At 50.9% G+C, this 13,053-nt stretch carries 14 protein-coding genes; 6 read left to right on the top strand and 8 right to left on the bottom strand.

Going from position 1 to position 13,053, the window contains the following annotated elements; translation table 11 throughout:
* Positions 1 to 194: 194 nt before the first annotated feature.
* A complete protein-coding gene (gene dpiB / locus ACQ29O_RS15610; RefSeq protein WP_000121821.1) occupies positions 195 to 1,856 on the top strand; it encodes a sensor histidine kinase DpiB in 1,662 nt (553 codons plus the stop codon).
* Positions 1,825 to 2,505, top strand: a complete 681-nt coding sequence (dpiA, locus tag ACQ29O_RS15605) for a two-component response regulator DpiA (RefSeq protein ID WP_000138786.1) — start codon at positions 1,825 to 1,827, stop codon at positions 2,503 to 2,505. The genes dpiB and dpiA overlap by 32 nt, the downstream gene beginning before the upstream one ends.
* Before the next feature lie 53 nt (positions 2,506 to 2,558).
* Here dpiA and dcuC read toward each other — a convergent pair whose 3' ends face one another.
* Complete coding sequence (gene dcuC, locus ACQ29O_RS15600) at positions 2,559 to 3,944, bottom strand: anaerobic C4-dicarboxylate transporter DcuC (RefSeq protein ID WP_000958619.1); 1,386 nt, start codon at positions 3,942 to 3,944, stop codon at positions 2,559 to 2,561.
* 378 nt (positions 3,945 to 4,322) lie between these two features.
* Between dcuC and pagP the strand changes: the two genes are divergently transcribed.
* Both pagP and cspE read left to right on the top strand, forming a co-directional pair.
* Complete coding sequence (gene pagP, locus ACQ29O_RS15595) at positions 4,323 to 4,895, top strand: lipid IV(A) palmitoyltransferase PagP (RefSeq protein ID WP_000289055.1); 573 nt, start codon at positions 4,323 to 4,325, stop codon at positions 4,893 to 4,895.
* Positions 4,896 to 5,082: 187 nt separating this feature from the next.
* A complete protein-coding gene (cspE, locus tag ACQ29O_RS15590) occupies positions 5,083 to 5,292 on the top strand; it encodes a transcription antiterminator/RNA stability regulator CspE (protein ID WP_000034826.1) in 210 nt (69 codons plus the stop codon).
* A 57-nt stretch (positions 5,293 to 5,349) separates the two neighbouring features.
* Here cspE and crcB read toward each other — a convergent pair whose 3' ends face one another.
* Complete coding sequence (crcB, locus tag ACQ29O_RS15585) at positions 5,350 to 5,733, bottom strand: fluoride efflux transporter CrcB (protein WP_000939753.1); 384 nt, start codon at positions 5,731 to 5,733, stop codon at positions 5,350 to 5,352.
* A 90-nt stretch (positions 5,734 to 5,823) separates the two neighbouring features.
* Between crcB and ACQ29O_RS15580 the strand changes: the two genes are divergently transcribed.
* The gene (locus tag ACQ29O_RS15580) at positions 5,824 to 6,612 is read left to right on the top strand and encodes a deaminated glutathione amidase (protein ID WP_000495785.1); all 789 of its coding nucleotides are present in this window, start codon (positions 5,824 to 5,826) and stop codon (positions 6,610 to 6,612) included.
* 128 nt (positions 6,613 to 6,740) lie between these two features.
* Positions 6,741 to 6,944, top strand: coding sequence for a twin-arginine translocase subunit TatE (tatE, locus tag ACQ29O_RS15575; protein ID WP_000503938.1), 204 nt, complete (start codon positions 6,741 to 6,743; stop codon positions 6,942 to 6,944).
* An 85-nt stretch (positions 6,945 to 7,029) separates the two neighbouring features.
* Here tatE and lipA read toward each other — a convergent pair whose 3' ends face one another.
* The 6 genes from lipA to rlpA form a co-directional block, all read right to left on the bottom strand.
* Positions 7,030 to 7,995: a lipoyl synthase gene (gene lipA / locus ACQ29O_RS15570; protein WP_000042640.1), complete on the bottom strand. Its 966-nt coding sequence runs from the start codon at positions 7,993 to 7,995 to the stop codon at positions 7,030 to 7,032.
* A gap of 205 nt (positions 7,996 to 8,200) precedes the next feature.
* A complete protein-coding gene (locus ACQ29O_RS15565) occupies positions 8,201 to 9,154 on the bottom strand; it encodes a YbeF family transcriptional regulator (RefSeq protein ID WP_001282820.1) in 954 nt (317 codons plus the stop codon).
* A 301-nt stretch (positions 9,155 to 9,455) separates the two neighbouring features.
* Entirely contained in the window at positions 9,456 to 10,097 is a 642-nt protein-coding gene (gene lipB / locus ACQ29O_RS15560) for a lipoyl(octanoyl) transferase LipB (protein WP_000284009.1), read from the bottom strand.
* A 99-nt stretch (positions 10,098 to 10,196) separates the two neighbouring features.
* Positions 10,197 to 10,460 carry a DUF493 family protein YbeD gene (ybeD, locus tag ACQ29O_RS15555; RefSeq protein WP_000850547.1) on the bottom strand — a complete coding sequence of 88 codons (264 nt, stop codon included), beginning with the start codon at positions 10,458 to 10,460 and terminating at the stop codon, positions 10,197 to 10,199.
* A gap of 107 nt (positions 10,461 to 10,567) precedes the next feature.
* Positions 10,568 to 11,779 (bottom strand): D-alanyl-D-alanine carboxypeptidase DacA, encoded by a 1,212-nt coding sequence (gene dacA, locus ACQ29O_RS15550; RefSeq protein ID WP_000858712.1) that lies wholly within the window; start codon positions 11,777 to 11,779, stop codon positions 10,568 to 10,570.
* Positions 11,780 to 11,918: 139 nt separating this feature from the next.
* Complete coding sequence (gene rlpA, locus ACQ29O_RS15545; protein ID WP_045161186.1) at positions 11,919 to 13,052, bottom strand: endolytic peptidoglycan transglycosylase RlpA; 1,134 nt, start codon at positions 13,050 to 13,052, stop codon at positions 11,919 to 11,921.
* Position 13,053 lies beyond the last annotated feature (1 nt).

Below are 13,053 nucleotides of genomic sequence, written 5' to 3'. Positions count from 1 at the left end.
AGATGGTTTTTAAGTGTTTTATGGTTTTAAGTTTTTTAATTAATTTAATCGCCATTCCGGCGGTGGGTTTTAGTTGTTTAATTGATTTAATGTGGGGAATCTGTAACGATTGGTTTTTATATGCATCAAGATGCTGAAAACATTTTTATTACATTTGCGATAAATCTGAAGAAAAATGCCCATAAGGAACCTTAATGTCCTATCAGAAAAATAAAAAGCTGTTTCCTTTTTTTCGGCAACTCGCGTTTCCGTTACGTATTTTTCTGCTCATTCTGGTGGTTTCTGTTTTCATCGTGGCAGCGTTAGCACAATATTTGTCTGCCAGTTTCGAAGATTATCTGGCGTCCCATGTTCGTGATATGGCGATGAATCAGGCAAAAATTATTGCTTCTAACGACAGCATTATCGCTGCCGTAAAAAACCGGGACTATAAACGCCTGGCGATAATTGCGAATAAACTGCAGCGCGGGACGGATTTTGACTATGTGGTGATAGGCGATCGCCACTCGATCCGGCTTTACCATCCGAATCCGGAAAAAATCGGCTATCCCATGCAGTTTACGAAACCCGGCGCGCTGGAAAGAGGAGAAAGTTATTTCATTACCGGTAAGGGCTCAATAGGGATGGCGATGCGCGCCAAAACGCCTATCTTTGACAACAAAGGCAACGTGATCGGCGTTGTTTCAATTGGCTATCTGGTCAGTAAAATCGACTCCTGGCGGCTGGACTTCTTATTACCGATGGCGGGGGTTTTTGTCCTGTTGCTGGTGGTATTAATGCTGCTTTCCTGGTTTTTCGCCGCGCATATCCGCCGACAAATGCTGGGCATGGAGCCGAAACAGATTGCGCGCGTGGTACGCCAGCAGGAGGCGTTGTTTAGCTCGGTTTATGAAGGGCTGATCGCCGTTGATCCGGAGGGACATATTACCGCGATTAACCGCAGTGCGAGAAAAATGTTGGGGCTGCCGTCGCCGGGGCGTCAGTGGCTGGGCAAGCTGATCGCGGAAGTCGTCAATCCGGCAGACTTTTTTACCTGCCAGATCGCAGAAAGACGCCAGGACGTGATGGCCAACTTCAATGGCCTGAGCGTCATCGCCAATCGTGAGGCTATCCGTTCCGGCGAGGAGCTGCTGGGCGCTATTATTAGTTTTCGCAGCAAAGATGAAATCGCGACGTTGAACGCGCAGCTAACCCAGATTAAACAGTATGTTGAGAGCCTGCGCACGCTACGCCATGAGCACCTGAACTGGATGTCGACTCTGAACGGCCTGCTGCAAATGAAAGAGTATGATCGGGTCAGAGAGATGGTGCAGGGCGAATCGCAGGCGCAGCAGCAACTTATTGATAGTTTACTCGGCGCCTTCGCCGATCGTCAGGTGGCCGGTTTGCTGTTTGGCAAAGTTCAGCGCGCGCGTGAACTGGGGCTCAAGATGGTGATTGTTCCCGGCAGCCAGCTACATCAACTGCCGGAGGGGCTGGATAGCACGGAGTTCGCCGCCATCGTCGGGAATCTGCTGGATAACGCGTTTGAGGCGAGTTTGCGTACACAGGAAGGCGACAATACCATCGAACTTTTCCTGAGCGACGAGGGCGACGAGGTGGTGATAGAGGTCGCCGACCAGGGCTGCGGCGTTCCTGAAGCGCTGCGGGAAAAAATTTTTGAACAGGGCGTAAGTACCCGAACCGACGAACCCGGTGAGCATGGTATCGGGTTATATCTGATTGCAAGTTATGTGGGGCGCTGTGGCGGGGTCATTACGCTGGAAGACAATGATCCTTGTGGCACCTTATTTTCTTTATTCCTTCCGAAAGTGAAAAAAAACGATGACAGAACCATTAACCCTATTGATCGTTGAGGATGAAACGCTGCTGGCGGAGATGCACGCAGAATATATCCGCCATATTCCTGGCTTTAACCAGATATGGCTGGCGGGCAATCTGGCGCAGGCGAGAATGATGATTGACCGGTTCAAACCTGGATTAATTCTGTTAGATAATTATCTGCCGGATGGGAAGGGGATTACGCTGCTGCATGAATTAATGCAGTCGCGCTATCCCGGCGGCGTCGTGTTTACGACCGCCGCCAGTGACATGGAGACGGTAGCGGAAGCGGTACGTAGCGGTGCGTTTGATTATCTGGTCAAACCTATTGCTTATGAGCGTTTGGGGCAGACGCTGACCCGCTATCAACAGCGCAGACGTATGCTGGCGAGCGCGGATAGCGCAAGTCAGAAGCAGATAGATGAAATGTTCAACGCCTATGCGCGCGGCGAACCGAAAGGGGATTTGCCGACCGGTATTGATGCCTTAACCCTTAATGCGGTGATGAAGCTGTTTGCCGATCCAACCGTACGCCATACGGCTGAAACGGTCGCGCAGGCCTTAACGATAAGCCGCACCACATCCCGACGCTACCTGGAATATTGCGCGAGTCGGCACCTGATTGTCGCAGAGATTATTCATGGCAAAGTGGGCAGGCCGCAGCGTATTTACCACGGCGGCTAAGCCTGGTTTAAGATGCCGGGGCGATGTTTTCCCTCGCCCCGGCTTACGGTCTATCAGCCGCCAGTAACGGCGGAAGAGGCGCCTGGCACCATAATTTCCGTGGCGATAATGACGATCAACAGACCGACGATGACCGGAACGGACGTGCGCTTCACCACTTCAAACGGTGATATTTTAGCCATCCCGGCGACAGCGACCACGACGCCGGAGACCGGCGAAATCGTGCGCCCCAGGTTTGAGGCTTGCAGCATTGGGATAGATAAATAGGCTGGGTTGATGCCGGAGGAGTGCGCCAGTTTAGGGATCATCTCAACAAAGGCGTAAAAAGGCGCATTGCCTGAACCGGTGGTCATCGCGGCCAGCATGGTTAAAATCACTAATACCAGCATCAGAATAATGCTGGCGGAACCAAAAGAAGTGGCAATCGAGATCAGGCTTTGGATAAAGCCAATGGTGCTCAGCCCCTGGGCGAAAACGCCCGCCGCGACCAGCAGCATCACGACGCCGGCAAACGCATCCGCCATGCCGCGATAAGCCACTTCCAGGCCGGAAAACACATTTTGCGTGTTGAAGCCGCGCACGAATTCCAGCACGGCGGCCAGCAGCATACAGATCACCAGAATGGTAATAATGTGCAACTGCGGCCCCCATTTACCGTCAAAAATCAGTACGCCGATAATGGGCGTGAACGGCAAAAGGGCATAAAACGCCGGGGCCGTGGTGGTAATCTCCGCCACGTCCAGCATCTCATGTGAAATGTTCTCTTTTTTATCCAGATAGCGTTGCCAGAAAAAATGCGCAATCGCCATACCGATAATGGCGGCGATGGAAATCGGCAGCGTGGTTTTGAACGCGAAATCGATTAATGGCATCTCCGCCGCTTTTGCGGCTAAAACCACATCGCCAGACGTTGGCGAGAGGATGATGGCGGCCGGAGAGGCGCAAATAGCCGCCGCCGCGCCGCGGCTAATGCCGACGTTGACCATCACCGGGAAGAGAGTAGCCATGAGCAGTACGCCAAGCCCCGTCGCGGAAGAGACGGCCAGCGACATCAGGCAGGCGACAAAATAGGCGGCAATCATCAACAGGTAGGGCGAGTTTATATACTGTAAAGGTTTCGACGCCAGCTTCACGACCATATCATTCGCGCCGATATGCGTCATATAGGCGGCAAAGCCGCATAGCATCATGATCATCATGCCAAGATCGCCGCCGCGACTCATAAGCAAAATTTTGATGTATTCAACAATATCTGTTGCGGTATAGCCGGTACTGGTTTCGCTGGCAGGTAATACCTTATGCCCCATCAGCGCGCTGATAATAAGCAGAACCAGACCGCCGACAAATAAAACGCCAGTGGCGGAATATCCCTTAATGATGTAGCGTGCTACACCCACAATAACGACGACTCCGATAAGGAGCTCTATAACTGTTAGCATTGTTTCCCCTGTCTTATCGACACCCAGAGTAAAAATAAGAACCACAAAAGTGGTATAAAAATGTACCGAATAAAGGATGGCGCCTTACTGATTAAAATCACGGCGCGGTTATTTTTTCATGTCATCACTAAAGATGAAATATGTTTATACGAATTTTCTGTAGTGCTATAAGTATTAATTTATTGTTATTTTATTGTTTTATTTGTTGTGCTTTGTTTTGTGTTTTTTGTGAAAGCTTATTAAGGAGCGCGTGACGGTTCTGAGTGCTAAATCAAACGCCGTTAACCCGATACTCTCTCAGATTATTCTCTGTTTATAGTTTGTTAAGATTTTATTCAGGTTAATGTTGTTATTATCACAGTCGAATTTTTGAACGGTATGTATGTTGCGATGATCATCAGAAAGTATTTTCTTATTATTGCTCTCCTTGTTATGCCATGGCTGGCTATTCCTTCAGTCTCTGCGGCGGATAAAGGGTGGTTTAACACGTTTACCGATAACGTCGCAGAAACGTGGCGACAGCCTGAGCATTATGATTTGTATGTCCCCGCCATTACCTGGCATGCGCGCTTTGCCTACGATAAAGAGAAAACGGATCGCTATAACGAGCGGCCGTGGGGCGTTGGTTTTGGTCAGTCGCGCTGGGACGATAAAGGCAACTGGCATGGCCTCTATATGATGGCCTTTAAAGATTCATTTAACAAATGGGAACCCATAGGCGGTTATGGCTGGGAAAAAACCTGGCGACCGCTGGAAGACGATAATTTTCGTCTGGGACTGGGCTTTACCGCAGGCGTTACCGCGCGCGACAACTGGAATTATATTCCCATCCCTGTGCTGTTGCCTTTAGCATCGATAGGCTATGGTCCCGCTACCTTTCAGATGACCTACATTCCGGGTTCGTATAACAACGGAAACGTCTATTTTGCCTGGATGCGTTTCCAGTTTTGACGGAGAAGGGCATTGTTCTGTTGTGAATTAAAAAGCCTTAAAAAACAATAAGTAGATAGGGTTAGTTAAAAATTAACGCGATATTTATCACTTTTTCGCAAAGTTCGACTGGACAAAATGCATCACAATTGTTGTACTGGTATCCGACACAGCATTTGTGTCTATTTTTCATGTAAAGGTAATTTTGATGTCTAAGATTAAAGGTAACGTTAAGTGGTTTAATGAATCCAAAGGATTCGGTTTCATTACTCCGGAAGATGGCAGCAAAGACGTGTTCGTACACTTCTCTGCAATCCAGACCAATGGTTTTAAAACTCTGGCTGAAGGTCAGCGCGTAGAGTTCGAAATCACTAACGGTGCCAAAGGCCCTTCCGCTGCAAACGTAACTGCTCTGTAAGCATACGTCCGACAGCAAGATTTCAAAACCCGCCCTTTCGGCGGGTTTTTTTTGCGCTTAACGCGCCGCTGCGGCGGAAAATAGCCAGAATGCCAGCGCCGTCATGGCAAACGAACCCAACAGGTTAATCAGCACATTCAGCAGCGCCCAGCCAAAGCGCCCCTCTTGCAGCAAGAATACCACTTCGGCAGAAAAAGTAGAAAAGGTCGTCAGGCCGCCGCAAAAGCCGGTCGTAATGAGCACTTTCCACATCGGATCGATATGTGTCATGCGGTTAAACCAGGCGAACCCCATGCCGATAATAAACGCGCCAAGCAAATTTGCTGTTAGCGTACCGATGGGAATCGCCTGATGAAGCGGATTAAAACGCATACTGAGCATCCACCGGGCTACGCTCCCCGTTCCACCGCCAATAAAAACTGCTAAAAGAAGCTGTAACACTGCCGAATCCTTTATTTAATTGCTATACAAGAGGAGTGTAACGCCGAACACGCATAATTGGCGAGTCCTGACAGAGGTGTGGGAGGGGATATGTTCGTTGCAGCCGGGCAGTTTGTGGTGAGTTCTGTATGGGAAGAGAATGCGCAAGTTTGCGTTTCGTTAATGGCTCAGGCGGCGGGCCGCGGCGTATCGCTTCTGGTGTTGCCTGAGGGGATATTAGCGCGAAATGACATCGACCTTGACCTGCCGATTCGCGCCGCGCAGCCGCTGGATGGCGAGTTTATGACGCGGCTTCTGGAAGAAAGCGCTCATAATAATATGACGACGATATTCACTATCCTTGTCCCGTCAACGCCTGGACGGGCGGTTAATATGCTGGTGGCGCTACGGGCGGGTCACATTGTCGCGCGTTACGCGAAGCTGCATCTCTATGATGCGTTTTCGATGCAAGAATCCCAAAGTATTGATGCCGGAACCGTTATCGCGCCTGTGCTGGACGTGGAGGGGGTTAAGGTGGGGCTTATGACCTGTTATGACCTGCGCTTTCCTGACATGGCGTTAGCGCTGGCTTTACAGGGGGCTGACGTATTGGCGCTGCCGACGGGCTGGGTTCGCGGCCCGTTGAAAGAGCAGCAGTGGTCGACGCTGCTGGCGGCGAGAGCGCTGGATACCACCTGCTATATGATTGCGGCCGGGGAGTGTGGTAATCGTAATATTGGTCAAAGTCGTATTATCGATCCGTTGGGGGTAACGATAGCCGCGGCAGCCGATCGTCCGGCGCTGATCGTCGCGGAAATATTCAGAGAACGAATAGATCAGGTGCGGGAGCAACTTCCTCTTTTGCAGCAACGACGATTTGCGCCACCGCAATTATTATGATGTTTTTTTACGCAAAGCTTGATTCACCTTGTTACAGATTGCTATTGTGTGCGCGCGTCGAAAGACCGTTAATATTCTCAGGTTAATCCGGCGCGTTACGCAGCCTGTTTTTAGTGAAGAAGGTATCTATGGGTGAGATTAGTATTACCAAACTGCTGGTGGTTGCCGCACTGGTTGTTCTGCTGTTTGGTACCAAGAAGTTACGTACGCTGGGCGGAGACCTGGGCACGGCGATTAAAGGATTCAAGAAAGCAATGAACGATGAAGACGCGGGCGTTAAGAAAGACGTCGACGGTAGCGTTCAGGCTGAAAAACTCTCGCACAAAGAGTAATAGCGCGATGCGCTTGCTCCGCAGAGTAAAAAAACCGGCGAGTTGCCGGTTTTTTTTGCCTGAAATGTAAGCGTCTATTACACGATCATTTCACTTCCATGCCTTTGGCCTGGAGATCAGCATGGTACGAAGAACGTACAAAGGGGCCACAGGCGGCATGGGTAAAGCCCATCGCCAGAGCTTCCGCTTTCATCTCGTCAAACTCTTCCGGGCTGACATAACGCTGTACCGGCAGGTGATGGCGGCTTGGCTGTAGATACTGACCAAGCGTCAGCATGGTAACGCCGTGACGGCGTAAGTCGCGCATAACCTCAATGATTTCCGCATTGGTTTCGCCTAAGCCCACCATCAGACCCGATTTTGTCGGAATTTCCGGGTGCGCTTCTTTGAAGCGTTCCAGTAATTTCAGCGACCAGTTGTAATCGGCGCCCGGACGAACCTGGCGGTAAATACGCGGCACGTTTTCCAGGTTGTGGTTAAACACATCCGGCGGCGTCGCGTTAAGGATATCCAGCGCGCGATCCATACGTCCACGGAAGTCTGGCACCAGCGTCTCTATTTTTATCTCCGGGCTTTTGGCACGGATGGCAGTGATGCAGTCAGCAAAATGCTGGGCACCGCCGTCACGCAGATCGTCACGGTCGACAGAGGTGATGACCACATAGCGTAGCGCCATGTCGGCGATCGTTTGCGCCAGTTTCTGCGGCTCTTCCGCATCCGGCGCAACGGGGCGGCCATGGGCGACATCACAGAACGGACAGCGGCGAGTGCAAATGGCGCCAAGGATCATAAACGTAGCGGTACCGTGGTTGAAACATTCAGCCAGGTTTGGGCAAGACGCTTCCTCGCAGACAGAATGCAGGCCATTTTTGCGCATTGCGGCTTTGATGCCCTGGATACGGGTAGAATCCGCCGGAAGTTTTATTTTCATCCATTCCGGTTTACGTAGTAGAGCGTCGCGCTCTGTGACCACATTTTTAACCGGGATAAGAGCCATCTTATCGGCATCGCGGTATTTTACACCGCGTTCCATCACAATGGGTTTACTCATAGCGTGCGTGTTCCAGTTGCGAATAACGAAGGAAAGCGTTTCAATTCAAGGGAAAGTTGTATTTATCAACTATTTTTGAATTTGTGACACGCAGTATATCATTGATAAGGGCCATAAAGCAGCCTGACAGCCCGGCAAAATGTAAAATAGTTGTTGTTTTGTGCTGTTTGCCCATATCTTCCGTGACCTGAATGCAACATTTTTGTCAGAACGCCTCACGGATGATATCAATGACGTTCTCCAGCACCGGATCGCGCAGACTCAGTTTATTGTAATGCAGCGAGAACTCGACCTGTTCACTATTCACCGGCGCGTAGGGAAGGCTTTCAAGCGGCCAGCAACGGCTAAATAAGTCGTAGAAGCGGGTGGGCATCAGTCCCAGCAGATCGCTGCTGGCGATCAGCGAGGCAATGGTAAAAATATTGTAGCTGCTAAAACTGATTTGCTGATCGGGAAATGTCTCCTGCAGTCGCTGGCGCAGCAGGGAAAGATGTTGTCCCTCCAGCATCAGAAAGGTGTGATCCGCGCTGTTCAGTCTCTCTTCAGTAATGGCGTTCGCCAGACACGGGTGATGCTGGCGGCAGACAATCTCAAGCGTATCGCTAAACAGGACGTGATGCTGGATGCTCCGGTTGTTATAGCTATGGGTATTGATAATGAGATCGGTCTGAAACTGACTAAGCTGGCTTTCGGCATCGTCTACCGGAATGTTGCGCAGCAAAAGCTGAGGATAACGCGGCCTGATGGCCTGGTAAATAATCGGCATCACTAGCGCGCCGACCGAAGGCGTCGTGCCAATTGTAATGGTGCGTTGCTTATCATAGCTGCCCGTAAGATCCAGGGCGCCAAGAATAGATTCCAGCCCCTGGCTGATGTATTCGTGCAGATGCGTAGCATACGTCGTGGGCGTTACGCCCTGGCCTTTGCGAATAAACAGCGGATCGGGAAATATAGTCCGTAATTTTTGAATGGACTGGCTGATGGCTGACGGCGTCAGGTTAAGAATTTTCGCTGCATTGACGATCCCTTTATGGACATATACGGCCTCGAAAATCGTCAACAGATTGAGGTCAATATTTCTCAGTGTTCTGAAAATTTGCGGTTTGTCTTGTAGGTGTTGATCGGCCGGTTGTCTTTCTGCCTGATTATTATCACTCACGCTCTGGCTCCGAATTCATTCGTATTATGAATAATAGATGAAATAGTATATTTTGCATTTATGAGTTGGTTTTAAAATTACTCTTATGAATATATTTTTAGTCATTTCAATAAGATAAGTAACAGCAAGGCCGGGATTTTGTTCACGGAAAATTCCTCATCATGAGGACTGAAGAGGCCATGCCGCCTGGCGGCTACAGCAGGGATATAACGAAAATATAGAAAGCGGGGGGAGAAGTAAAGCATTCAAATCATATATGATTAATGACCCATAAATTTCTTGGGCCATTATATTTTACGCATTAAGCAGCAATATATTCATACGGTGGATTATTTAGCAGAGCTAAAATATTCGCCAGCAAGCGGGGCGCAATATTATCCGTGGTAGCGTCTTCCTTCCACTGCGTTATTTTAGCCATTTCCATGCCGGCATAACCACACGGGTTGATACGCAGGAAAGGAGAAAGATCCATGTTAACGTTTAGCGCTAAACCGTGGAATGAGCAGCCGCGACGGATACGTAAACCCAGCGAGCAGATTTTCTTTTCACCCACGTAGACGCCCGGCGCATCGGCGCGCGGATGCGCCTCAATACCAATTTCAGCCAGCGTATTCACCACGGTCTGTTCAAGTAGGGTGACTAAATCACGCACGCCCAGTTTACGTCGTTTCAGGTTAAGTAAAACGTACATTACCTGTTGGCCCGGACCATGATAGGTCACCTGTCCTCCACGATCGCTCTGCACAACGGGAATATCGCCAGGCATCAATATATGTTCCGCTTTACCGGCCTGGCCCTGGGTAAACACCGGGTAATGCTCAACCAACCAGATTTCATCATGGCTGTTTTCATCGCGCATATCGGTAAAGTTATGCATGGCCTGAGAGATAGCTTCATAGGGCTGAAGGCCGAGCTGGCGGACAAGGATTTTATCCTGATACAAAACGGCATCTCCGTAGAGAATGAAAAAAGAGAGGAAAGTATATCACAGCGGGGGAGGCGGGGAGTTACCCGGATAAGACCGGGTAACCGTCTGGATGTATTACAATACCATTCGCACGATATCAATATTGCCCAGTTCTTCGTACAGCGTTTCAACCTGTTCAATATGGGTGGCATTAATGGTGATAGAGACCGAGTGGTAGTTGCCTTTGCTGCTCGGTTTTACCGTCGGAGAGTAATCACCAGGCGCATGGCGCTGTACCACTTCAACCACCTGATCAACCAGCTCAGGTAACGCCTGCCCCATTACTTTGTAAGTAAATGGCGTAGGGAATTCAAGCAGTTCGTTAAGTTTGGTTTTCATGTCAGCTCCGGCATTACGTAAAAAAATAACAACTCCCGCCACAGGGCGGGAGTTTTACTGATGCATAGTATATGGGGACGAAAATCACACTTTCAAGCGTTCAATTTTTATCCAAACCAGTGATGGAACATTAATTTAATGTAATCAATGATTTTACCGAGGAAGTTCCCTTCCGGGATCTCTTGCAGTACGACCAGCGGACGCTGCTCGATGGTTTTACCGTCCAGCTGGAAGTTGATAGTGCCAACCACCTGGTTTTTCTGCAGCGGCGCGTGCAGTTCTGCGGTATTCAGTACATAGCTCGCTTTCAAATCTTTCATGCGACCGCGAGGGATCGTCAGGTAAACGTCTTTATCAACGCCCAGCGAGGCGCGATCGGTATTACCAAACCAGGCGGGTTCAGAGGCGAACTCTTTACCAGCCTTCAGCGGATTAACGGTTTCAAAGAAACGGAAGCCCCACGTCAGCAGTTTTTTGCTTTCTGTTTCACGGCCTTTATAGGTCCGTCCGCCCATCACGGCGGAAATCAATCGCATCTGACCTTCGGTTGCGGAAGCGACCAGATTATAGCCCGCTTTGCTGGTATGGCCGGTTTTGATGCCGTCCACATTCAGGCTGTTATCCCACAGCAGACCGTTACGGTTTAGCTGGCGAATGCCGTTAAAGGTGAACTCTTTTTCTTTATAAACGGCATATTCGTTCGGCACATCGCGAATTAACGCCTGACCAATCAGCGCCATATCGCGAGCTGAACTGTATTGTCCGTCGGCGTCCAGGCCGTGTACGGTCTGGAAGTGGGTATTTTTCAGCCCCAACGCGTTCACATAGCTGTTCATCAGCCCGACGAAAGCATCCTGGCTACCGGCGGCGAAATCAGCCATCGCCACACAGGCGTCATTGCCGGATTGCAGATTGATGCCGCGTATCAACTGAGAGACCGGTACCTGCATTCCCGGCTTGAGGAACATCAGCGAGGAACCTTTAAATACCGGATTGCCGGTGGCCCAGGCGTCATTACCGACGGTAACCAGGTCGGTTTCTTTAAATTTACCCGCTTTCATTGCCTGTCCGATGACGTAACTGGTCATCATCTTCGTCAGACTAGCCGGGTCGCGACGTTCGTCGGCGTTTTGTTCCGCCAGAACTTTGCCGGAGTTGTAGTCGATCAGGATGTAGGATTCCGCATCGATCTGCGGAACGCCCGGGATCATAGTTTTGATATTCAGGTCATCGGCATGTGCGGTTGAGATAAACGCGGCACAAAGCGCCGTGGTGAGCGCCATGCGCTGCATAAAACGAGCGGAAAAAGTGGTCTTCATGGTCTGAACTACGACGTCCGTGATGAAATTAAAAAAAGAGCCCTACTATAGCAAAAGCATAACTGGCAGGCATCTGACTTTCCGCGTGACTTTGTTAATGTCATTTACAGAAATTGACAGTACAGATACCTGCGATCGGTTACTGCGCGCTGGCGATAAAGGACTGTAATTGTGCTTCTGTTTGCAAACGTTGCTGTAACGCGCTGGCTTCGGCTTTACTGGCAAAAGGCCCCAGTTGAATACGCCAGACCGCGCCGTTTTGTATTACGCGCCCTGGTACGCTGAACTGCTGGCTTAAACGCTGTTGGTACTGCTGCGCGCGCGTTTGATCGCTGACGGCGCCGACCTGGACGACGAAACGACCGCTCGCCGCGGCGGCTGGCGCACTCACCGGGGCAGATACCGGGGCCGCGGCAGCAGGCGCGCTTACCGGCGTCGCAGTCGCTGGAGCCGTCACCGGCGCGGAAACCGGCGCTGTCTGTGGTGTCGGCGTCGGTTCATTACTCTCCAGCACGCCAGGCGCCAGCGTAGTCGGCGCGCCGAGGAAGCCGCTACTGCTCACCGGCGCACCGGTGGTATCGTCACTTTTCAACGTGGAATTACTGACCGGAAGAACGTCGCCTTGCGGTTGCGCAGGCGCTGAAGAGGCGCTTCCCATTCCGCCGCTTAAATCAGGGCGCGGGGGCAGAGCGTAGGTCTGTTTCGCCACCGTCGTACAGGCCATCCCCGGGCCGGAGAGCGAACCATCCGGCGCCACGATAATAGGGTCAATCCGTACTTTAGTATTATTCGAGGTATTCAGACGATCCGCCGCCGCGCGGGACAGGGAGATGACCCGATCGGTGCCATAGGGGCCGCGATCGTTAATACGCACGACGATCATGCGACCGTTGGCCAGGTTGGTGATTCGCGCATAGCTGGGGATAGGCAGTGTCGGATGGGCGGCGGTAAGCTGCATCGGATCGAACATCTCCCCGGAGGCGGTTAAATTACTGCCGGGTTCCGCATCATAAATAGCGGCCAGGCCAGCCTGGCTAAAGCGGGACGGGTCCTGAGCGATTTTATAACTTTTACCGTCACGTTGATAATCCTGGTTTGCGGTCGGATTCAGAGGTTCATAACGCGGTTCCGCTCCGCTGATTTCCACAGTCGGACCATTACATACCGCAGGTTGCGGCGCGACGGTGGTTTGCTGCTGACCGCCGTCATTAGTACATGCCGCGAGTAGTACTATCCCTGCCGCGACGCAGATTACAGGCAACTGCTTACGCATT

Source organism: Salmonella sp. GDC200615 (assembly GCF_050574145.1).
Lineage (GTDB): Bacteria > Pseudomonadota > Gammaproteobacteria > Enterobacterales > Enterobacteriaceae > Salmonella > Salmonella enterica.
This window is presented reverse-complemented; position numbering and strand designations above follow the sequence as displayed.

Bases quoted from the DNA above. Each gene is read 5' to 3' on its own strand.
- dcuC (WP_000958619.1), bottom strand. From the start codon at position 3,944: ATGCTAACAGTTATAGAGCTCCTTATCGGAGTCGTCGTTATTGTGGGT.
- ybeD (WP_000850547.1), bottom strand. From the start codon at position 10,460: ATGAAAACCAAACTTAACGAACTGCTTGAATTCCCTACGCCATTTACT.
- dacA (WP_000858712.1), bottom strand. From the start codon at position 11,779: ATGAAGACCACTTTTTCCGCTCGTTTTATGCAGCGCATGGCGCTCACC.
- dpiA (WP_000138786.1), top strand. From the start codon at position 1,825: ATGACAGAACCATTAACCCTATTGATCGTTGAGGATGAAACGCTGCTG.
- lipA (WP_000042640.1), bottom strand. From the start codon at position 7,995: ATGAGTAAACCCATTGTGATGGAACGCGGTGTAAAATACCGCGATGCC.
- tatE (WP_000503938.1), top strand. From the start codon at position 6,741: ATGGGTGAGATTAGTATTACCAAACTGCTGGTGGTTGCCGCACTGGTT.
- ACQ29O_RS15580 (WP_000495785.1), top strand. From the start codon at position 5,824: ATGTTCGTTGCAGCCGGGCAGTTTGTGGTGAGTTCTGTATGGGAAGAG.
- dpiB (WP_000121821.1), top strand. From the start codon at position 195: ATGTCCTATCAGAAAAATAAAAAGCTGTTTCCTTTTTTTCGGCAACTC.
- rlpA (WP_045161186.1), bottom strand. From the start codon at position 13,052: ATGCGTAAGCAGTTGCCTGTAATCTGCGTCGCGGCAGGGATAGTACTA.
- cspE (WP_000034826.1), top strand. From the start codon at position 5,083: ATGTCTAAGATTAAAGGTAACGTTAAGTGGTTTAATGAATCCAAAGGA.
- pagP (WP_000289055.1), top strand. From the start codon at position 4,323: ATGTATGTTGCGATGATCATCAGAAAGTATTTTCTTATTATTGCTCTC.